Source organism: Christiangramia gaetbulicola (assembly GCF_003054225.1).
GTDB lineage: Bacteria > Bacteroidota > Bacteroidia > Flavobacteriales > Flavobacteriaceae > Christiangramia > Christiangramia gaetbulicola.
The window spans coordinates 909,127-929,036 of sequence record NZ_QBKQ01000002.1 but is presented as its reverse complement, the minus strand read 5'-3'; the positions used below and the strand labels follow the sequence as shown (position 1 = coordinate 929,036).

19 protein-coding genes and 1 tRNA gene are annotated in these 19,910 nt (G+C 39.2%); 8 read left to right on the top strand and 12 right to left on the bottom strand.

Annotation, left to right across the window (positions count from 1 at the left end):
* Window positions 1–185: 185 nt before the first annotated feature.
* On the top strand, window positions 186–1,379 hold the full coding sequence (gene sucC, locus C8P64_RS10955; RefSeq protein WP_108172095.1) for an ADP-forming succinate--CoA ligase subunit beta: 1,194 nt from the start codon (window positions 186–188) through the stop codon (window positions 1,377–1,379).
* A 177-nt stretch (window positions 1,380–1,556) separates the two neighbouring features.
* Window positions 1,557–1,781, top strand: coding sequence for a hypothetical protein (locus C8P64_RS10950; RefSeq protein WP_108172094.1), 225 nt, complete (start codon window positions 1,557–1,559; stop codon window positions 1,779–1,781).
* 301 nt (window positions 1,782–2,082) lie between these two features.
* Here C8P64_RS10950 and C8P64_RS10945 read toward each other — a convergent pair whose 3' ends face one another.
* Window positions 2,083–2,886, bottom strand: a complete 804-nt coding sequence (locus tag C8P64_RS10945) for an MBL fold metallo-hydrolase (protein WP_108172093.1) — start codon at window positions 2,884–2,886, stop codon at window positions 2,083–2,085.
* Between the two features lie 61 nt (window positions 2,887–2,947).
* Window positions 2,948–3,406 carry a GNAT family N-acetyltransferase gene (locus C8P64_RS10940; protein ID WP_108172092.1) on the bottom strand — a complete coding sequence of 153 codons (459 nt, stop codon included), beginning with the start codon at window positions 3,404–3,406 and terminating at the stop codon, window positions 2,948–2,950.
* Window positions 3,407–3,509: 103 nt separating this feature from the next.
* Here C8P64_RS10940 and treA point away from each other — a divergent pair, with 103 nt between their 5' ends.
* On the top strand, window positions 3,510–5,135 hold the full coding sequence (treA, locus tag C8P64_RS10935; protein WP_108172242.1) for an alpha,alpha-trehalase TreA: 1,626 nt from the start codon (window positions 3,510–3,512) through the stop codon (window positions 5,133–5,135).
* A 3-nt stretch (window positions 5,136–5,138) separates the two neighbouring features.
* Complete coding sequence (locus C8P64_RS10930) at window positions 5,139–5,507, top strand: DUF1622 domain-containing protein (RefSeq protein ID WP_108172091.1); 369 nt, start codon at window positions 5,139–5,141, stop codon at window positions 5,505–5,507.
* On the opposite strand, the gene C8P64_RS10925 is transcribed toward C8P64_RS10930, so the two are convergent.
* From C8P64_RS10925 to C8P64_RS10910, 4 genes are all read right to left on the bottom strand, one after another.
* Window positions 5,508–6,503, bottom strand: a complete 996-nt coding sequence (locus C8P64_RS10925) for a formimidoylglutamase (protein WP_108172090.1) — start codon at window positions 6,501–6,503, stop codon at window positions 5,508–5,510.
* Window position 6,504: 1 nt separating this feature from the next.
* Window positions 6,505–7,740: an imidazolonepropionase gene (hutI, locus tag C8P64_RS10920; RefSeq protein WP_108172089.1), complete on the bottom strand. Its 1,236-nt coding sequence runs from the start codon at window positions 7,738–7,740 to the stop codon at window positions 6,505–6,507.
* A gap of 234 nt (window positions 7,741–7,974) precedes the next feature.
* Window positions 7,975–8,352 (bottom strand): PH domain-containing protein, encoded by a 378-nt coding sequence (locus C8P64_RS10915; protein ID WP_108172088.1) that lies wholly within the window; start codon window positions 8,350–8,352, stop codon window positions 7,975–7,977.
* A 1-nt stretch (window position 8,353) separates the two neighbouring features.
* Entirely contained in the window at window positions 8,354–9,400 is a 1,047-nt protein-coding gene (locus tag C8P64_RS10910; RefSeq protein WP_108172087.1) for an NAD(P)-dependent alcohol dehydrogenase, read from the bottom strand.
* 178 nt (window positions 9,401–9,578) lie between these two features.
* On the opposite strand from C8P64_RS10910, the gene C8P64_RS10905 reads away from it, so the two are divergent.
* The 4 genes from C8P64_RS10905 (at window position 9,579) to mazG (ending at window position 12,618) form a co-directional block, all read left to right on the top strand.
* Entirely contained in the window at window positions 9,579–10,727 is a 1,149-nt protein-coding gene (locus tag C8P64_RS10905; protein WP_108172086.1) for a trans-sulfuration enzyme family protein, read from the top strand.
* A 42-nt stretch (window positions 10,728–10,769) separates the two neighbouring features.
* Window positions 10,770–11,486, top strand: coding sequence for a bacillithiol biosynthesis deacetylase BshB1 (gene bshB1 / locus C8P64_RS10900; RefSeq protein WP_108172085.1), 717 nt, complete (start codon window positions 10,770–10,772; stop codon window positions 11,484–11,486).
* 60 nt (window positions 11,487–11,546) lie between these two features.
* Window positions 11,547–11,622, top strand: a tRNA-His gene (locus C8P64_RS10895).
* Window positions 11,623–11,844: 222 nt separating this feature from the next.
* A complete protein-coding gene (mazG, locus tag C8P64_RS10890) occupies window positions 11,845–12,618 on the top strand; it encodes a nucleoside triphosphate pyrophosphohydrolase (protein WP_108172241.1) in 774 nt (257 codons plus the stop codon).
* On the opposite strand, the gene C8P64_RS10885 is transcribed toward mazG, so the two are convergent.
* The 6 genes from C8P64_RS10885 to C8P64_RS10860 form a co-directional block, all read right to left on the bottom strand.
* Window positions 12,619–13,245, bottom strand: coding sequence for a class I SAM-dependent methyltransferase (locus C8P64_RS10885; protein ID WP_108172084.1), 627 nt, complete (start codon window positions 13,243–13,245; stop codon window positions 12,619–12,621).
* Window positions 13,246–13,255: 10 nt separating this feature from the next.
* Window positions 13,256–15,610 (bottom strand): DUF349 domain-containing protein, encoded by a 2,355-nt coding sequence (locus tag C8P64_RS10880; RefSeq protein WP_108172083.1) that lies wholly within the window; start codon window positions 15,608–15,610, stop codon window positions 13,256–13,258.
* A gap of 119 nt (window positions 15,611–15,729) precedes the next feature.
* Window positions 15,730–16,458, bottom strand: coding sequence for a shikimate dehydrogenase family protein (locus tag C8P64_RS10875; RefSeq protein ID WP_108172082.1), 729 nt, complete (start codon window positions 16,456–16,458; stop codon window positions 15,730–15,732).
* Window positions 16,455–17,471: a DUF368 domain-containing protein gene (locus C8P64_RS10870; protein WP_108172081.1), complete on the bottom strand. Its 1,017-nt coding sequence runs from the start codon at window positions 17,469–17,471 to the stop codon at window positions 16,455–16,457. The genes C8P64_RS10875 and C8P64_RS10870 overlap by 4 nt, the downstream gene beginning before the upstream one ends.
* Window positions 17,458–18,396: a DUF368 domain-containing protein gene (locus C8P64_RS10865; RefSeq protein ID WP_108172080.1), complete on the bottom strand. Its 939-nt coding sequence runs from the start codon at window positions 18,394–18,396 to the stop codon at window positions 17,458–17,460. The genes C8P64_RS10870 and C8P64_RS10865 overlap by 14 nt, the downstream gene beginning before the upstream one ends.
* Window positions 18,397–18,435: 39 nt before the next feature.
* Window positions 18,436–19,833 (bottom strand): tetratricopeptide repeat protein, encoded by a 1,398-nt coding sequence (locus tag C8P64_RS10860; protein WP_108172079.1) that lies wholly within the window; start codon window positions 19,831–19,833, stop codon window positions 18,436–18,438.
* Window positions 19,834–19,910 lie beyond the last annotated feature (77 nt).

Genomic DNA, 19,910 nt, shown 5'->3' with positions numbered 1-19,910 from the left:
TAAGGCAGCATTTAAGATATTTTAACCGATAACCTTTTCGTTAGGGCATGCAATTCTTAAAAACATTCCGGGGGAGCGGGAATTGCTAAATTCTGCATGCGTTAAGATGCTCAAAAAAGATTGGTACAATAGTATGTATTTGTTACTTTTGCCTTCCGTAATTAATACAGAAGAAATAGCTGATTATGAATATACACGAATATCAAGGAAAAGAGATTTTAAGCAGCTTCGGAGTTCGCATTCAACGTGGGACCGTTGCAAGAAACGCCAAAGAAGCAGTAGATGCTGCGAAAGAACTAACCGAGAAAACGGGAACCGGATGGCATGTGATCAAAGCACAGGTACACGCTGGTGGACGTGGAAAAGGTGGTGGTGTTAAGCTTGCCAAGAACCTTAAAGAAGTAGAAGAGATCGCTGGAGACATCATCGGGATGAATCTTGTTACTCCTCAAACTTCAGCTGAAGGAAAAAAAGTTCATCAGGTACTTGTTGCCGAGGATGTATACTATCCTGGAGACAGCGAACCAGAAGAATATTACATGTCTGTATTGCTTAACCGTGCTACTGGTCGTAATATGATCATGTATTCTACTGAAGGTGGTATGGATATCGAAACTGTTGCTGAAGAAACTCCAGACCTTATATTCACAGAAGAGATCGATCCTTCTACAGGACTTTTAGGATTCCAGGCACGTAGAATTGCCTTTAATCTTGGTCTTAGCGGAAAAGCTTTTAAAGAAATGACCAAATTCGTGATGGCTCTTTATGAAGCTTTCGAAAAGTCTGACTCTTCTTTATTTGAAATTAACCCGGTATTGAAAACCAGCGATGATCTAATCATGGCTGTAGATGCTAAGGTTACTTTAGATGACAATGCATTATTCCGTCACAAAGATTACGCTGAGATGCGTGATATTCGTGAGGAGAACCCAACCGAAGTTGAAGCCAGAGAAGTTGGTCTTAACTATGTAGATCTTGACGGTAACGTTGGATGTATGGTAAACGGTGCAGGTCTTGCCATGGCAACCATGGATCTTATCAAGCAGGCAGGTGGAGAACCAGCTAACTTCCTTGATGTAGGTGGTACTGCTGATGCAAAAAGAGTTGAAGAAGCTTTCAGACTAATCCTTAAGGATGATAAAGTTGAAGCCATTCTAGTAAATATCTTTGGAGGTATTGTTAGATGTGACCGTGTTGCTCAGGGAATCGTAGATGCATCTAAGAATATGGGTGATGCGATGAATGTACCAATCATTGTGCGTCTGCAAGGTACTAACGCAGATATTGCTAAAGAACTTATAGATAATAGTGGATTGAAAGTATATAGTGCTATTCAATTCCAGGAAGCTGCAGATAAAGTACAGGAAGTACTTTCTTAAACAGCCGGAATATTGATATTTAAAAGCCCTGCGCACTGCGCAGGGCTTTTTTTATGCCTGGAGGTGAGGTTACTGGAAATCTATATTATGTTCAGAATCAAAATGTTAAAAGTTGGAAAAAACTGTAACGATTAATTTGTGTGGTCGTCTTTTATATAGAACAACTAAGGTAATATTATGAAGAAGGTCCAGTTTTTTCTCTTTGCAGTCATTCTTGCGGCAATCGCAGCGAAAGTTAGTCTTGTCCCAGAAGAAAAAGTTCAGTATGCTGCTCTTTCCACAGATACCAAACTGGAACATATTGAGCAGTTCTTTGAGTATAAAGTGAATAATTTACCAGAGGTTAATTCTTATCGAGTTAAGAGTTGTATGATCCAAACTGCAGTTTGCTGTCATACATAACAAGGGGCTCATTCATCAGTCAAAAAACGGAAAGCAGTATCTAACGGGCTTGCAAATGAATTTCAAAGTATCAGAAAAATAAAAATTGAAAAATTTCAAAACATTCTGATAATTAATAGATTACATTGAATAAATTTTGTTAAATTTAAATAGATATCTATATTTATGTAGATTTCATTGAAAATATTGAAGTCATCTCCTAAGCGTCAATTGCGTTGAAATACTGTTAAATTTGAATTAGCCAAAATAGAATTTTACATAATCAACCTTCGCAAATGTATTAAGGAGATGACTTCTTTTTTTATCCTTTTTTAGGATACCATTCCATTAATTCTACTTCTATATTAGAATCTCCTTTATTTACCAGTTGCTTAAATTTCTCCACATCTGAAAATCCATCTTTTCCACGGTAGTGATAAGGAATCACTTTTTTAGGTTTAAAGGCAAGTACACCATCTGCAGCCTGATCTACCGGCATGGTATAAGGTAAGTTCATAGAAACCAAAGCTACGTCTATATTCTTTAGATCTCTCATTTCTGGAATATCTTCGGTATCGCCAGAGATGTAAAGGCGTTCACCGTTCTTTTCCAGGACATAGCCATTTCCACGACCTTTCACGTGCATGGCATCTTTTGTCTGAGGTAGATTGTACATAGGCACGGCTTTAATACTAAATCCAGCATGCTCTATAGTTTCACCATTATTCATCACGATGAGGTTTTTCTGTAAAGCATCTGGAAGTTGCTTCTTAACCGCCTTAGGAACGATAATCTTGGTATCTCCAGGTTCAAGGGCCATAATAGTTTCTGCATTCATATGATCCCCGTGAATATCGGTGATAAGGATGAAGTCTGGTCTGGCCATTCCTGCAAATGCTTCTGCTCCTCCTACCGGATCTGTATAGAAGACCGAATCATCCCATTGAAAAACTGCCGTAGCGTGAGAAATAGGGGTGATCTCGATATTTGAAGAATCTGTTTCAGCTTTTACTTCTGCTGTGCTCTGTGCGATTTCAGAATTTACTTCTTCTTCCTGTGATTTTGTTTCATTCTTACATCCTGTTAGAATAATTCCAACAGCAATAAGGGTAACTATTTTTCTCATAATTCTCTTTTTCTTAAATGTAAAAAAGGATCAAGGGAGTCTATTCCCAATTAATAAAGTTTTATGAAAGGTTTAGTTGCATTTTAATATCGCCACGGGAATAGGGATTGTTTTCTTCTATTGGGATCTCGATAAAACCGAATTTCCTGTAAAGATGTATCGCGTTTTCGAGTTTTCTGTTAGAATAGATGATGAGTGTATCCCAGCCTTTTTTTCTGGCAAATTCAAGGGTATGTTTCATTAGTTCCTGGCCAAGTTTCTTACCACGGTGAGCCGGCTTAATAGCCATTTTTGTAAGTTCAAAAACTCCTTCTCCCATTTTCATGAGCGCCACACAGCCAATGATCTCATTCTTGTCCTTTACGAAGAATATATTTCCGCCGGGTTTGATTATGTATTTTTCGGGATTGCCCAGAACATCTTCATCGTGTGGCTCTACCCAGAAGAATTCTTCCAGCCAGTATAAATTCATTTCTTTAAACTCTTCTGAATATTCCGGTTTCCAGGATACTATCTGCATTGCTTAATTTTTAGAAGTAAAATTATTAATTAATTGGAAAATGCAGCGTTCAGGATGCCTATTCTATTTCCCTTATATTTATGTTTCAATTAAATCCAGTCTTATGAAAATTGAAATGCCTTATAAATTAAGCTACCTGCTTATCGTTCTCTTTTTTATTTCCTGTAAAATAGGCCCGGATTCTGAACTGGAAACCGAAAAACTGGAAGAAAAGGTAGAGATCCTACCTCCTGTAGAACTTTACGGAGATCTGTTCTATGATGTACAGAACCGGGAGATCTTTGAGGATAGTAAGACCTTTGTAGATGCGGTGCCGCAATACAATGTTGGGCTTATCAGGCAGCGATATGATATGCTGGATGACACTACCAAAACTGGTATTTCAGAATTTGTAGTACAGCATTTTGAGGTTCCAGGAGATAAACTTGCTTTTGAAGCCGATTCTTCTTCAATTAACCAGCATATCACGAAACTCTGGGGAGCCTTAAAGCGGAAAAAAGATGATAGTATTTCCGGAACTTTGATCCCGTTACCAAATCCTTATATAGTTCCAGGCGGAAGGTTCAGAGAGATCTATTACTGGGATAGTTATTTTACCATGCTTGGTCTTCTGGAGGACGGAGAAGTTGAAACCATTGAAAATATGGTAGATAATTTCGCCTATCTCATCGATGAGTATGGTTTTATTCCCAACGGAAATAGAACTTATTACCTTGGTAGATCTCAACCGCCATTTTTTGCCATGATGGTAAAGGTTCTGGCCGAGGCTAAAGGGGATAAAGTTTTAGCCAAATATTTACCAGAAATGGAAAAGGAATATGATTTCTGGATGAACGGAGTAGAAAACCTTGGGCAGGAAAAGGCTTTTCGCAGAGTGGTAAAAATGAAGGATGGCGAAGTGCTTAACCGGTTCTGGGATGACAATGATACTCCAAGACCTGAAAGTTACAGGGAAGATATTAAGACTGCTGAAATTGCGGTTTCTGAAAATCCGGAGCTTTCCAAAGAAGAGATTTATAGGAATTTACGTGCTGGTGCCGAATCTGGTTGGGATTTTTCAAGCCGTTGGCTCAGCAAAAATACAGAAGGAAAATTTGATCTTTCTACCATACATACTACAGCGATCATTCCAGTAGATCTAAATTCCCTGCTTTATAATCTCGAAATGAGCATAGCAGAAGCATACCTGATAAATGGGGATAATGAAACCTCTGAAGAATTTAAACTGAAAGCTGAAAACAGGAAGAAAGCGATCCTTAAATATTGCTGGAGTGAAGCTGAAGGTTTCTTTATGGATTATAACTTCAAAAAATCTGGGCAAGCAGAGCAATTATCACTTGCCGGGGTTTACCCTCTATTTTTTGAAATTGCAAATGAAAAGCAGGCTGCTAAGGTTAGAGCTAAAATCAATACCGTCTTTTTAAAACCTGGCGGAGTAGTTACTACACCCTATAATACCGGTGAACAATGGGATGCTCCTAATGGCTGGGCACCTTTGCAGTGGCTGACCATTAAAGGGCTGCAGAATTACGGTTATAACCAATTGGCAGGAGAGATAAGTTCGAGGTGGCTGGATCTTAATCGCAAGGTTTACCAGGATACCTACAAAATGCTGGAAAAATATAATGTTGAAGATCTTTCTAAAAAAAGTGGAGGAGGGGAATACCCAACCCAGGATGGTTTTGGATGGACCAACGGGGTGTATCAGAAATTATCTACTGAAAATTAATTTATGGAAAACATCGCATTGTATATTGAATATATCGCCAGGATAATTGAAGTAGCAGGAGTTCTAACAATTCTAATAGGGACTATTCTATCTGTCGGGAAATTTATCTTTTCTAAGCAAAAGGAAAATAAAAGATCTTATAAGCTTTTGCGCCAGGAATTAGGAAAGGGGATTTTATTAGGTCTTGAGATCCTGGTAGCGGCAGATATTATTGCAACTGTAGTTACTGAACCTACCATGGATAAGGTCTTAACTCTTGGGGTAATTGTAATAATTAGAACATTTCTAAGTCTTTCTATAGAATTAGAAATAGAAGGCAGATTCCCCTGGCAGCGAAAACCTTCTGAAAACAGGATTGATCAGAATCCATGATCAGGAACGAATAAAATCTGATATGAAATATGACAGAGCTTTGCCGACCCATCCAGAATTGTCTTCGTCTGGAGCAGCTTCACATATATGAAAATAGCAGCAGTTTTCGTCTTTTGAAACCAGCCTTATAAAATTTCTAACCTGGTCTACATTAAAACCTGATGGCGATTTTGCGCTACTGGGAAAATCTGCAATGGCATCACAATCCAGTTCGAAGCCGAAAGGAGAATCATTAATTCCATGAAACATTTGCTGGAAATGATCAGAGATATTTCCCGGTTCCTCAGAAAGATCCTCCCGTAATTTGAAATTCATGTTTGGAGATGCCTCCATCCCTTTGAAAATATATTCCGGAGTGTAATTTTTATGTAGCCCGAAAACAGAATACTTGTTTAAATACTGCCCTTCTATGGCGTAGCTGAACCCGTTTCCACTATGCCGGTGTTCTAATTGTCTAAGGTCTGTATGCGCATCTATATTCAACACATTCAGAGGCTTTTTTAAAGCCTTTGCAGAACCTTTGATGTTTCCGTAGGCATTATTATGTCCGCCTCCTATGATAATGGGAGTCTTTCCCACGGCGACAATTTTTTCAATGATTTCAGAAACCAGCTGATCTATTTGTTTTACAAGGTCTCCAAGCTTCGCATGATAATTAGGATCTGACTCATCTATAAAAGAAGCCTTTTTCATTAGCTCGGTACAATCTACCTCTCCCAAAAGAACTAAATTTTCTGGATCGTTGAACCGGTTTACCTGAATATTAACCAGGGAGCTTAGCGCCGTTTTCCATGCTCTCGAAGTTCCCGGTTTTCCAAAATTCGCTCTTACGCCAATATCTTCAGGAATTCCCAATAAAACATATTTTGCCTCATGGTTTTTTAATTCTTCGAGACTGGCAACGAATTGTAGTTTCTCTCCGAATTTTTCCTCTCCTTTTCTTTTGGAAATTAGCTTATCAATGTGCGAGCTTTTATAGAATTTTAATCCAGTCATTTTAGATCATTTTACCATTGATATACACAGATTCTATAGAGTTGGATCCAAAGGCGTAAGGCAGGTACGTGTAAGAAGGAATTTCTTTAGTAATAATGAAATTGGCCTTTTTTCCTTTGGTGATACTTCCGTGGGTTTTGCTTAATTCCATGGCATAAGCACCGTTAATAGTTGCCGCGTTAATTGCCTCTTCAGGGGTCATTTTCATTTTAATGCAAGCCAGGCTTACCACCAGGTTCATATTTCCGCTTGGAGTACTTCCCGGGTTAAAATCTGTCGCCAGTGCCAGGGGAAGGTCGGCATCCAGAATTCTTCTGGCTGGTGTATAAGGAATGCTTAAGAATAGAGAGCAGGAGGGAAGCGCCACCGGCATGGTATTAGAACCTTTTAATGCTTCAATATCTTCATCGTTCATCACCTCCAGATGATCTACACTTAAAGCCTTGTGTTCTACTCCAGCTTTTACGCCACCAATAGCATTAAACTGGTTCACATGAATTTTCGGTTTTAATCCGAATTTTTTCGCAGCATCCAATAATCTATGAGTGTCTTCAAGACTAAAATATCCTTTCTCACAAAAGATATCGATGTATTCTGCCAGCTTCTGATCCGCTACTTTCGGGAGTATCTCGTTAATGACAAGATCCATATAGGCATCCGGATCATTTTTATATTCTTTAGGTATGGCATGGGCTCCTAGAAATGTGGATTTCACCGGCAGATTGTAATTCTCCCTTAGTTTTTTGATAACCCGGAGCATTTTAAGTTCTGCTTCCTCGGTAAGACCGTAACCAGATTTTATTTCAACCGCACCGGTACCTAGTTTCATTACTTCTTCAAGGCGTTTTGCCGACTGCTTATAAACTTCATCTTCCGGGGTTTCCTGAAGTGTTTTTGCGCTGTTTAGAATTCCACCTCCGCGATTAGCGATCTCTTCATAACTTAAGCCGTTGATACGATCTGCAAATTCCTGTTCGCGGTTACCTGCGTAAACAATATGAGTATGCGAATCGCACCAGGTAGGTAGTACTATCTTTCCGGAAGTATCGATGGTTTCATCTGCGTTGATCTCAGGAATATTTTCCATAGAACCATAATCGGCTATTTCGTCATTTTCTATTAATAACCATGCGTTTTTTATGGTTGGAAGTTCCTTCATTTCGCTTCCGGATACTTTAAGGATATTTTGTTCCCTAACCTGAAGTAATTCCTTGATATTGGTTAGAAGTAAGCTCATTTATTTTTGGATTGATCGTTCAACAAATGCTAAAAAACAAAGATATAAACTCAGATCAGAATAAGGGAGTGACCGTGATATCTTTAAATAAGAAAAGCCACTTTTCAATCGTTCGAAAAGTGGCTTTAATTTTTTGAATTATCTATTATCAGAAATTGAGATGCTGAAACCAGTTCAGCATGACGAAGATTCATAATTCCACTACGTCATCCTAATTTCATATCAGGCTCTTTTCTAGAGCGTATATTCGGCTAATAATTTCTGAACTTCATAAATATCTACTTTCTTATTAAAACGCTTGGAAATAGAAGGAGTTTGTTCTCCCGAGATCCAGATCTTCAGTTCCGCATCAAGATCAAAACTGCCCGCGGTTTCAACACTAAAGCGGGTTATGCTTTTATATAAAACTGAAAAATATTCAATTTTACTACCGGTAATACCTTGAACATCCACAAGGATAAGGCGTTTATTGGTGAAAATAAAAGTATCGCGAATGATCTTGAATCCGGCTGCGATCTCTTCAGAAGGGATGAGTAATTTTCCATATTTCTCCTGAAGCTTCTCTTTTTCTTTAGCTCCGGCGTTTCCTAAAAGGGAAGAAAGTATGCTCATATTATTTCTTTAGGGATTTCATGTCGATAACAAACCTGTATTTTACATCAGATTTTACAACACGGTCATAGGCTTCATTAATATTCTGAATATCGATCATCTCGATATCTGAAACTATATTATGTTCCCCGCAGAAATCAAGCATTTCCTGTGTTTCTTTGATCCCACCGATCAATGATCCGGCAAGTCTCTTTCTACCCATAATCAATCCACCTCCGTGAATATCTACTTCATCGATAGCTCCTACCAGGGTCATGGTCGCATCACGTTTTAATAAACCTACATAAGGATTGGTATCGTGACCAACAGGAACAGTATTCAATATAAAATCGAAGGTTCCCTGGTGCTTTTTCATTTCATCTTCGTTCTTGGAAATAAGCACTTCATCTGCACCTAGTCTTTTCGCATCTTCAGCTTTAGAAGGTGAAGTCGTGATCATCACGGTATGAGCTCCAAGGGCTGAAGCAAACTTAACTCCCATATGTCCAAGGCCTCCAAGACCAACTACACCTACTTTGTCACCTTTCTTCACATTCCATTGTCTTAATGGGGACCAGGTAGTAATACCTGCGCAAAGTAAAGGAGCGACTGCTTTGGTATCAAGGTTTTCAGGAACTTTAAGAACGAACTTTTCCCTAACCACGATCATTTCAGAATAACCGCCAAAGGTATGTCCGCCAAGATGTTTATCCGGCCCATTATAAGTTGCGACCATTCCGTTCTCACAGTATTGCTCAAGATCATCTTTACAAGACTGGCATTCCTGGCAGGAATCTACCATACATCCAACACCTACAAGGTCACCAACTTTAAAATTTTTCACGTCCTTACCAACTTCGGTTACATGACCAATGATCTCATGTCCTGGTACTACTGGATATTTACTATTTCCCCAGTCGTTTCTTACTTGGTGAATATCACTATGACAAACTCCGCAATAGTCGATCTCGATCTTTACATCATTTGCCAGTATCTCTCTTCTTTCAATATCAAAAGGCTCAAGATCAGCGTCATTCGATTTCGCTGCGTATGCATTTACATTCTTCATTTCTTCAATTTTTTAGATAATTCGAAAGTTACTCAAAAATGAAAGCATCACCTGAGCTCATGGGGAAGGTTTAACTTTAATTAACTAATGTCTTAATTCTTCTGTGGCGTTAATGCTTTAGAAATGACTTTAGCAGAATTCTTAGTACATTAGGGCTCAATTTTTTTAAAGATAATCTATGAGTAATTCTAAAGGGATCAACACAATTTGTACGCATGTAGGGGAATTGGCAGATAAAGAATTTAAGGGCGCAGTGTCGCCTTTATATATGTCTACATCCTACGCGTTCGAGGATGTTGAGACCAAACGTTATCCAAGATATTTTAATACTCCAAATCAGGTGGCCTTGGCCAAAAAGATGGCAGCTCTGGAACATGGAGAAGCATCCCTGATCTTTGGAAGTGGTATGGCCGCGGTAAGCACCTCGTTAATGGCTTTTTTAAGTTCGGGAGATCATGTGGTGTTTCAGGATTCGCTTTATGGAGGAACCAGTAATCTGGCCACTGAGGAGTTTGATAAATTCGGTATTCAATACAGTTTTGCCAAAGATGCCAGTGCCGATTCGCTCAAAGCTGAAATAAAGGAAAATACAAAGGTGATCTATATTGAAACGCCTTCTAACCCTTTATTGAAGCTAACCGATATGGAAGCGGTTGCAAAGCTGGCCAAAGAGTATAACCTGGTAAGTATGATCGATAACACTTTTGCATCTCCGGTAAACCAGAATCCTATAGATTTTGGGATTGATGTGGTGATTCATTCGGCCACTAAGTATATGGGAGGGCATAGCGATATTCTTGCTGGAACGGTGATCTCTTCTGAAGAGAATATTGAAAGGATCTTCCAAATGGCAAAGAATTTTGGCGGAAGCCTTAGTGATTATACGGTCTGGCTTTTAGAGCGAAGTATAAAGACCATGGGGATAAGGGTGAAAGCTCAGAATGAAAATGCAATGAAGCTTGCTGAATTTTTGAATTCAAGGTCTGAAGTTGCAAATGTTTATTACCCGGGTTTAAAGGATCATCCAGATCATGAACTTGCCAGAAAGCAGATGAAAGGTTTTGGCGGGATGTTATCTTTTGAACTGAACGACGACCTAGACGTTCAGAAATTCATGAAAACCCTGCAATTAATTAAACCTTCGATGAGCCTTGCCGGAGTTGAAAGCACCATTTTACTTCCATCCAAGACCTCTCATGGTTTGTTAACAGAAGAGGGCAGAGCAAAGCAAGGGATCAAAGAAAACCTGTTGAGGTTTTCTGTGGGTATCGAAGAAATTGAAGATCTAATGGAAGATCTTACTCAAGCCATGGCAAAAAGCAAATAAGAATTTATATCTGACCGATTAAGAACAAATAAATAATTATAGATGAAACTAGATATACTGGCAGTGGGATCACACCCCGATGATGTGGAACTAAGCTGCTCAGGAACCATCGCAAAAGAAGTAGATCGTGGAAAAAAAGTTGGAATCCTTGATTTAACCAGGGGAGAGCTTGGTACCAGAGGTACTGCCGAAATCAGAGATAAGGAAGCAAAAGCTGCCGCAGAGATCCTTGGGGTGGTTATGCGACACAATCTTGAATTTAGTGATGGATTTTTTGAAAATAATACCGCGCATAAACTGGAGATCATCAAGATCCTTAGAAAATACAGGCCAGAGATCGTCTTGTGCAACGCTGTTGAAGATAGACATATAGATCACGGGAAAGGAGCCAGGTTGGTTAGTGAGGCTTGTTTTCTAAGTGGTTTGAGAAAGATTGAAACCGTTATGGATGGTAACAAACAATCGGCCTGGAGACCTAAGCACGTTTTCCATTATATACAGTGGAAAAACCTGAAACCAGATTTTGTTGTGGATATTACCGGCTATCTTGATAAAAAAGTTGAATCTGTTTTAGCGTATCGTTCGCAGTTCTTTGATGAGAATAGCAATGAGCCTGAAACTCCAATTTCAAGTAGTAACTTCCTGGATAGCATTACTTACCGTGCTCAGGACATGGGCAGGCTTATAAATACAGAGCATGCCGAAGGCTTTAATGTAGAACGACATGTAGCGGTAGATTCTATATTTGATCTTATTTAATTGGAATTTTTTCTTTGCGAAATAGTTGAAATAACTTACATTTGCATCCGCTAATCAAATGGTGGTTGTAGCTCAGCTGGTTAGAGCGCCGGATTGTGGTTCCGGAGGTCGCCGGTTCGAAACCGGTCTTCCACCCAGAAGTAGAAGCCTCTCTGAAAAGAGAGGCTTTTTTTGTGTTCAAAAAGTTCAAAACAGTAATAGAAGAAGACCGGTGAGAAGCCTGTGCTGAGCGAAGTCGAAGTAAAACCGGTCTTCCACCCAAAAGCAGAAGCCTCTCTGAAAAGAGAGGCTTTTTTTGTGGAATAAATTCAAATTTCCATCTTCGAAATCCTATTTTTACCAAAATTATTTTTCAGCTATGAATTCCAGAGAAGATCAGCTAAAAGCATTCGATAGATTACTAACCATAATGGACGAGCTAAGAGAACAATGTCCCTGGGATCGTAAGCAGACCATGGAATCCCTAAGGCATCTAACCATTGAGGAAACCTACGAGCTTGGAGATGCCATTCTGGATAAGGATATGGAAGAGATAAAGAAGGAACTCGGCGATGTGCTTTTACATCTTGTCTTCTACGCAAAAATAGGAAGCGAAACCAACGATTTTGATATTGCCGATGTGGCAAATAGCATTTGCGATAAGTTGATCGATAGACATCCCCATATTTATGGAGATGTTGAGGTTGCCAATGAAGAAGAGGTAAAAAAGAACTGGGAGAACCTTAAACTCAAGGAAGGTAAGAAATCTGTGCTAGAGGGAGTGCCTAGATCTTTACCGGCAGTGGTAAAAGCCAGTAGGATTCAGGAAAAAGTTGCCGGGGTAGGATTCGACTGGGAAGAGCCACAACAGGTGTTCGAAAAACTCAAGGAGGAGCTGGAAGAACTACAGCATGAAATCAACGAGGATAACAAGGATGAAATAGAGGCCGAATTTGGAGATGTTCTCTTCTCTATGGTGAATTATGCCAGGTTTCTTAAAGTAAACCCTGAGAATGCCTTAGAACGAACAAATAAGAAGTTTATCAAACGCTTTCAGTACCTCGAAGAAAAAGCAAAGGAAAATAACAAGGCTTTAAAGGATATGACCCTTGGTGAAATGGATGTTTTCTGGAACGAGGCCAAGAAGCAGTGATCAGGCTGTAAAGACTATAAATTTGTCAAGGATCTCAACTTTAGAAAAATCAAGGTTTTCCTGGATCCATTTCAAAGTTTCCCTATCATAGAAAAAAACATGGGTCTGATCATTCTTATAATGCCAGTCCTTAAAATTGATAGCTTCATTCCAGATTTCGGTCTTGCAATATAATTTGCCTTCCTCCTTTAATAATGACCTAAGCAATTTAAATTCCTTCAGTGGATTTTTGAAATGCTCCATTACTTCGCAGCAAATAATGAAATCATATTTTTTATTCAGCGCAGTTTTATCCGGTTTAAAATAAGGATCATAAAGATCTACCCGAAATTCGGACTTCTTTAATTCGGAAGCGATCACTGGACCCGTGCCGCATCCAAAATCGAGGCCAATAGCATCTGTGTTATGACTGGATCTTATTTTTTCAATAATGGGACTTACAAAGGCGATATAACCGGGATCGTTCACATCGTTTTTGTGCAGGCTGTATCTAAACTTTTCTGCTTGCGGAGTAAGATAATGTTCAGGGGAAAGTAAAATTGCCTTGCAACCCACACACTGCAAAAATTCCCGGTCATTGATAGTTTCAAAATTACGGGTATTGCAATTGCATAAACTGCAAGGCATTTTCATGATCTTAATAAAGAGACTTGATCTTTCTTAGTTTTTCTTTCCATACTTCAAGATCGGCCTTATGATTTTCTATGTTCTTATGTACTTCCTGTACTAAAGGATTATCATCATCTACATTAGAGAAGAATTGAAGGTTATTCTCAAGCTGTCTTATTTCAGCCTTGGTTTCTTCAATCTTCTTGGTAAGGAAATAATGCTCATTTCTAATTTTCTTATCATCATCTGCATCATCCAGTGCCTGCACCTTATTCTCGTACTTCATCATCTCGGCCTTGGTGTTGTCAATATCCATTTTCTTGAATAATTGATCCAGGGCTTTATTGAATTTTCCTTCTATAAAGCGTTTGTTATAAGGCACTTTTCCAACTTCTTTCCACGCGTTAATCGCTTCTTTGATCTTAGGCAGATCTTCTTTTTTATTGCCAGAAAGTTCGATAGCTTTCACCTGATCCAGAATCTCCTTCTTCTTTTCAAAAGCTTCAACCTCTTCCTTATTATCTTCATTTTTCTGAGCATGCATGCGATCAAAGTAATGATTACATGCTTTTTTGAATTGTTTCCAGACCTTATCGCTATCTTTTCTTGGTACGTGCCCTATCTTTTTCCAGTCGGCCTGTATCTTCTTCATTAAAGGAGTAACGGTTTTAAAGTCGTCACTGTCTTTATTGTCTTCAGCGATCTGAATAAGTTCTTTTTTCTTTTCCAGATTTTCGTACTGCTGTTTTTTTAGGTTCTTGTAGAAAGCGTTCTTTTTTCGATTGAACTTTCGAACATTTTCCTTAAAAGCATTCCAGGTATCCTGATTTTTACTTCTTGGTACTTTTCCAGCATTGAAGAACTCTTCTCTTAAAGCTTCGATCTCCTTTATCTTTTGCTGCCATTTATTGTGACTGTCGAAATCCTGCTCAGCTATTTCCCTGATCTTTTCAATGATCTCCTGCTTGCGCTCCCAGTTCTTTTCATTTAACTCGTCAAGCTGGTTGAAATATTCCTGTCTTTTATCATGGATCTTCTTGGTAGCATTGCTAAACCTTTCCCAGATATCTTCGCGATATTCTTTGGCAACCGGTCCCAGCTCTTCCTTCCACATTTTGTGGAGCATCTGCAATTCTCTGAAAGCACGGTTGGTATTTTCTTCTTGCACCAGTTCTTCAGCACGATCTATCACCTTTAGTTTTTGTTCCAGGTTATGCTTAAAGTCCATATCCCTGAATTCCCTGTTAAGGTGGAGGAAATCATAGAAATTCTCTACATGGTGGTGATAGGTGTTCCAGACATTGTTGTACTTGTCTCTTGGAATAGGTCCTGCCGTACGCCATTTATCCTGTATCTCCTTAAAGTGATTATAGGTAGTGTTGATGTTCTCTTCTACATCCAGTAGGCCTTTTAGTTCCTCGATCAATTCCAGCCTTTTATGCAGGTTTTCGTTGAGGTCTTTTTTAAGCCTTTGGTAGTAATTATTTCTTTGCTCTTTATAATCAAAATATAGCGAGCTAAATCTCTTTTTAAGCGGAGTAGAGTAGTGGAAGTCTATAATATTTCCGCCATCGGCGATAAAATCTTCTTTCTTCTCTTCCAGTTCCTCGTCGAATTTCGCATTGAATTCAGCACGAATTTCTGCGACATGCTCCTTGATGGCCTGGATTTTTTCATTTTTCAATAATCTTTCCAGTTCATCAGCAAGGGCTTCCTTGCTCATGGAATGATAATCCTTCTTTTCAATATCATGACGTTCACCGGCACTTTCATCTTCGCTGTCTTCAGCCACGGCACTTTCCATGTCTTCTTCGTGACTTGTGCCAGATGATTTTTTATTCTCTCCAACTACGGCATCACCGATTTCGCTGTCCAGATCGTCTTCATCATCATCTTCGTCTACCGTCTCTTTACTTCTGGAAGCAGATTCTGAAACCATCGCGTCTTCATGATCTGTGGAATCTGATATTTTCTCTTCTTTTTTCTCTTCTTTCTTTTCCTTTTCAGAATCCTTGGCTACTTCTGGCTCCTTGAAAAATGGATTCTCAGGTTCCAGGTCTTCTTCGATTTCGGTATAAGGATCTTCATCGGGGTTTTCTTTTTCCCTTGCTTTTTGATCTGAAGTTGCTTTACCTGAAGCAGATTCGTCCAGCATGGCATCTTCATGATCTGTAGAATCAGACTCCTCGGTGTTAGCAGATGCTTTTATATTATCTGAAGTATTCTCTTTAGTTTCTTTTTCCTGGGCACCAACAGAATCTTCCTGTACATTCTCCTTGCTATCTTTCTTAGACTTTTCTTCCATTTGGTTGGCCTCTTCAGGCTTGTTTAGGTTTTCAGAGGAAAGCTCTTTTTTCTTGTTTTCATTCTCTTGCTGTGACATATCTTTCAATGTTAGGGTTCCTCAAAATCATTTATTGCTGAAAGATAACAACTCCCCTAAAATTGGACAAGGGATTGGTTTTATTTATATAACGCTAAAGAGGTAATTATTGAGGCAAATCAGGAATTCCAGATGCTCCAGGCTTTTTCTGCCTGAAGTTTTAACATCTCCAGTCCGTTGAGGGTTTGGGCGCCTTTTTCTGAAGAAAGTTTCATTAGCCTTGTTTCTGCCGGGTTGTAGATTAGATCGAAAACCAGGTGTTGGTTTGAAATGTGTTCAAATGGCAGGTCTGGACAGGCTTCCACCTTTGGATGTGTTCCTAGTGGCGTACAGTTTATTATGAGCGTATAAGAATCTAAAATATCCTTATCCAGGTCTGTATATGAGAATTGATCTTTCTCCGGTTTTCTGGAAACAAATTTATACTGGATATTCAGCAGCTCCAGGGCATAAGCGATTGCTTTTGAGGCCCCTCCGGTTCCCAGAATAAGAGCCTTGGTATGCTGAGGCTTCAAATGAGGTTTTAAAGCATTTAAAAATCCCCAGTAATCTGTATTATAGCCGGTAATACTACCATCGTTTTCAAATTTGATGGTGTTCACCGCCTGAATTTTTTCAGAATGAGCATCAAGCTTATCCAGAAACGGAATTACCACTTCTTTGTAAGGAATGGTAACATTAAGGCCACTTATCTCATTATTCTTAAGAATGACGGGAAATTCTTCAATAGAAGCTATATCGAAATTCACATATTGATCTTTCAGATCTTCTTTGCTGAATTTTTCAGAAAAGTATTTCCTGGAGAATGAATAGTCTATATTTTTTCCAATTAGGCCAAAGGTTCTCATTTTTTCGAATTTCGATTTTCGTACCAGGCCAGTCCTAGAACTATAAAGATCCCGATCACAATAAAGAATATTGCCAGCCAGGTTTCTGAATTGTCTATTTGCGGCAGGTAACGGTCATAATTGTCTATGATCTTATTTCCCTCTCTGTCTATTAGGGGTTTACCGTTCTCATTCAGTTTATAGATCTTTTCTTTCCAAGGCCAGACCACTCCCAGCGATCCGGTGATAAAACCAATAATAACGGCAAAGGTTTCCTTTTTTCTTTTCTTCAGTACATAACCCAGGAGATGAGACAGGGAGACCAGTCCCGCTAAAGATCCGGCTGCAAATACCAGTAACACCTGCAGCATTCTTAATCTTTCAGAATTATTCATAAAACTGAAATCTAAAAGAATGACTTCAGCAATAGTATCATATAGCGCATTTACCGAGTCTACCAGCAGTAAAACATAGTTCCCGAGCAGGATCAATATAAAACTACCCGATAGTCCCGGAAGGGTCATCCCGGAAACACTTATCATTCCGCAGACGAATACGAACCAGAGATTGTCATTCTCACGGGCGGGTTCCAGGAAACTTATGCCTATACCGCCAAGGATACCTAGAATGGCAAAAATGATGGAATTGCGATCCCACTCATCAAAGTCTTTACTAATATAATAGATGGAGCCAATGATCATTCCGAAGAAAGCAGACCACACATAAAGCTCATAGTGAACAATGAGGTAATCCAGGATCTTGGAGACGCTAAAATAGCTTATGAGCATACCCAGGATCAATAATCCCAGGAATTTGCCATTTACGTATCTATACAGGCTGTTGAATCTGCCCGAAATTAAAAGTTTAAATGCTTTAAGATTTATCTTCTGCAGGGAATAGATAAATTCTTCATAAAAGCCAGCAACGAACGCAACCACACCACCAGAAACACCGGGAACTTTATTCGCGGCACCCATGGCAAGACCCTTTAGAACAAGCAGGATCTTATCGGTAAACGTTCTAGTTTGTTGCATCTGGAATTTCAGGATTTTTATTTGCCACCACTTCAAGGATAACGATCAAAAGAAAACCTGCCAGCATTAACAACAGAGCATACAGGGTTTGAGGATCTCCGTTATAATTCCATGGCAAAACAGAGGCGTCACGTAAAACAACTTCCTTTTCTCCGTAGGTAGCGGTTTCCAAAATCTCTTTCCAGGGCCAGATCTTGTTCAAAGAGCCGGCTATAAAGCCCGTAAGGACTGCCAGAGTAATACTGCTATAATGCACAAAAAGCCATTTTAGAACTTTAGAGAAGGTAAGCAAACCAAATATAGCCCCAAGTCCTACCAGACCAAGGGTTTTTATATCAAAATCGTGCGCCGCTTCGGTCACCGATTTGTAAGCTCCTAAAAGCACCAGGATAAAAGCTCCGGAAATCCCCGGTAATATCATCGCACAAACTGCTATAGCACCTGCAAAAAACAGAAACAGGGAACTTGAGTTGGGTGAAAGAGGAGGGAGGCTTACAATATAAAAAGCCACCGCGGCCCCGATAAGTAGTGCGAGGATGACCTTGAAATTCCATCGTGGAATTTGTTTAGCAACAAACCAGATACTGGCGATCACCAGTCCAAAAAAGAAAGACCAGATAAGTATAGGATGATTTTCAAGCAGATAATTGGCAAGTCGCATCACCGTAAAGATGCTGATAAGGATTCCAGTAAAAAGCGCTATTATAAAGTTACCGTTCAGTTTTTTCCACATGGCTTTAAAACCATCTTCTTTCCAGGTAACGAACAGGGCAGGATTTACCCCGCTTATGGTAGATATCAATTCCTCATAGATCCCCGAGATAAAAGCGATCGTTCCTCCAGAAACTCCGGGCACCACATCTGCAGCACCCATAGCCATTCCTTTAAAAGTGACCTTCAGGTAATCCAAAAAACTTCGTTGCATCTTCTTTTTTTATGAATTCGCCCAAAGGTAGCAAAATTACTAAGAGAGCTTTACGAAGGAATTTATAATTTGTTTTACGCTTTTACGCTCAAAAATATTCGGAAATAATTCTTCTATAATGATGTAGTATTCTGAATCTATCTTAAGGGCATTGTTAAGGTGGAAATAGCCTTTTTCACCTTTATTGGTGCAAAAGAAAAGACCAGCGAGGCGATACTCGATCTCGGCCGTATTCGGATAGAATTCCAAAGCCTGCAGCATACTACTAATGGCAGTTTCATATTCACCCAAACCTATTAGAATATCACATCTTCTAATCCAGGTTTCAAGTTCATAATTTCCTAGTTCCAGGCTTTTCTTATAACCCTGTTCAGCTTCCTCATAGAAATTAAGCCTGCTGTTGATCTTAGCATAGCGTTTCCAGTAAAGGACATTTTCTTCATCAATATTAATCGCCTTATTGATATAGTATAATGCTTTCTGAAAATTCAGTTTCTTGATATAGAAATCTGTGATCGCGATCCAGCCTTTATCCAGCAACGGATCTTCGTGAACTGTTTGCTTATAATTTTTCAAAGCAAAATCATCACAACCCAGTTTTTCAAAACACTTACCTATTCTCAGGTAAGCAAATGAAGTTGGATCATCCAGTTCCAGAGTGATATTATAATTTTCAATGGCTTCGTTATAACGTTTCAGTTTTTCAAGCACTTTTCCTTTTTCAAGGTAAGCACCTACGAATCTGTCATCGCTGATGATAGCGAAATCAAAAGCGGCCAAAGCCTTATTGTATTCTTTAAGGTCAAAATATTGCTTACCAACCTGGTGCCAGGCCACTTCGCAATATGGATTTTTATTAAGGTATAGATTCAAATAATCTATGGCTTCTGTCTTCTGTTCAAGGAAATCGAAGCAATACATGATATTATAAAGCGCAGAGTAATCTTCTTCATCTGCCTCCAGGCATTTCATGAAACTATACTTGGCATTTTCAAAATCTTCCAGGAAAAGATATTCCATACCGATAAGGGAAAATATCTCGGCATCTTCCAGGGTGATCTCCAGGGCAGACTGCAGCATTTGAATCGCTTCAGTATGCATATCCCTTTTAGAGTAGATCTGTGCTTTTTGAATATAGATCTCTTCGTTAGAGGTTTCCAATTCTTTAAGCTCGTTCAGAATCCCGTCTGCAAGATCCAGTTTGTCTTCGAAGACAAGGATCTCTACCTTATACAATCTAAGGTTCACTGAAGCCGGATGCTGGGCAAGACCCATCTTCACCGCCTTTTTGGCAAGAGATATCTTACCGTTCTCAAGGTAGTGATTGATAATATTTTCAAACTCATTCGAATCGAAGAATAAAACATCATTAGTCTTAAGCATTGATTCGAAGCGGGCAAGTGAGAAATTATCTTCTTCGTTATGGCTTAACTGCATAAGAGAGTGATTAAGGGATTTCTACTGTACTAAAGTTATAAATGATTAAAAGCGATTCGGGAAATACGGTTTATTGT

Coding starts and splice junctions, on each gene's coding strand:
- sucC (WP_108172095.1), top strand. CDS start 186: ATGAATATACACGAATATCAAGGAAAAGAGATTTTAAGCAGCTTCGGA.
- C8P64_RS10950 (WP_108172094.1), top strand. CDS start 1,557: ATGAAGAAGGTCCAGTTTTTTCTCTTTGCAGTCATTCTTGCGGCAATC.
- C8P64_RS10945 (WP_108172093.1), bottom strand. CDS start 2,886: ATGAGAAAAATAGTTACCCTTATTGCTGTTGGAATTATTCTAACAGGA.
- C8P64_RS10940 (WP_108172092.1), bottom strand. CDS start 3,406: ATGCAGATAGTATCCTGGAAACCGGAATATTCAGAAGAGTTTAAAGAA.
- treA (WP_108172242.1), top strand. CDS start 3,510: ATGAAAATTGAAATGCCTTATAAATTAAGCTACCTGCTTATCGTTCTC.
- C8P64_RS10930 (WP_108172091.1), top strand. CDS start 5,139: ATGGAAAACATCGCATTGTATATTGAATATATCGCCAGGATAATTGAA.
- C8P64_RS10925 (WP_108172090.1), bottom strand. CDS start 6,503: ATGACTGGATTAAAATTCTATAAAAGCTCGCACATTGATAAGCTAATT.
- hutI (WP_108172089.1), bottom strand. CDS start 7,740: ATGAGCTTACTTCTAACCAATATCAAGGAATTACTTCAGGTTAGGGAA.
- C8P64_RS10915 (WP_108172088.1), bottom strand. CDS start 8,352: ATGAGCATACTTTCTTCCCTTTTAGGAAACGCCGGAGCTAAAGAAAAA.
- C8P64_RS10910 (WP_108172087.1), bottom strand. CDS start 9,400: ATGAAGAATGTAAATGCATACGCAGCGAAATCGAATGACGCTGATCTT.
- C8P64_RS10905 (WP_108172086.1), top strand. CDS start 9,579: ATGAGTAATTCTAAAGGGATCAACACAATTTGTACGCATGTAGGGGAA.
- bshB1 (WP_108172085.1), top strand. CDS start 10,770: ATGAAACTAGATATACTGGCAGTGGGATCACACCCCGATGATGTGGAA.
- mazG (WP_108172241.1), top strand. CDS start 11,845: ATGAATTCCAGAGAAGATCAGCTAAAAGCATTCGATAGATTACTAACC.
- C8P64_RS10885 (WP_108172084.1), bottom strand. CDS start 13,245: ATGCCTTGCAGTTTATGCAATTGCAATACCCGTAATTTTGAAACTATC.
- C8P64_RS10880 (WP_108172083.1), bottom strand. CDS start 15,610: ATGTCACAGCAAGAGAATGAAAACAAGAAAAAAGAGCTTTCCTCTGAA.
- C8P64_RS10875 (WP_108172082.1), bottom strand. CDS start 16,458: ATGAGAACCTTTGGCCTAATTGGAAAAAATATAGACTATTCATTCTCC.
- C8P64_RS10870 (WP_108172081.1), bottom strand. CDS start 17,471: ATGCAACAAACTAGAACGTTTACCGATAAGATCCTGCTTGTTCTAAAG.
- C8P64_RS10865 (WP_108172080.1), bottom strand. CDS start 18,396: ATGCAACGAAGTTTTTTGGATTACCTGAAGGTCACTTTTAAAGGAATG.
- C8P64_RS10860 (WP_108172079.1), bottom strand. CDS start 19,833: ATGCAGTTAAGCCATAACGAAGAAGATAATTTCTCACTTGCCCGCTTC.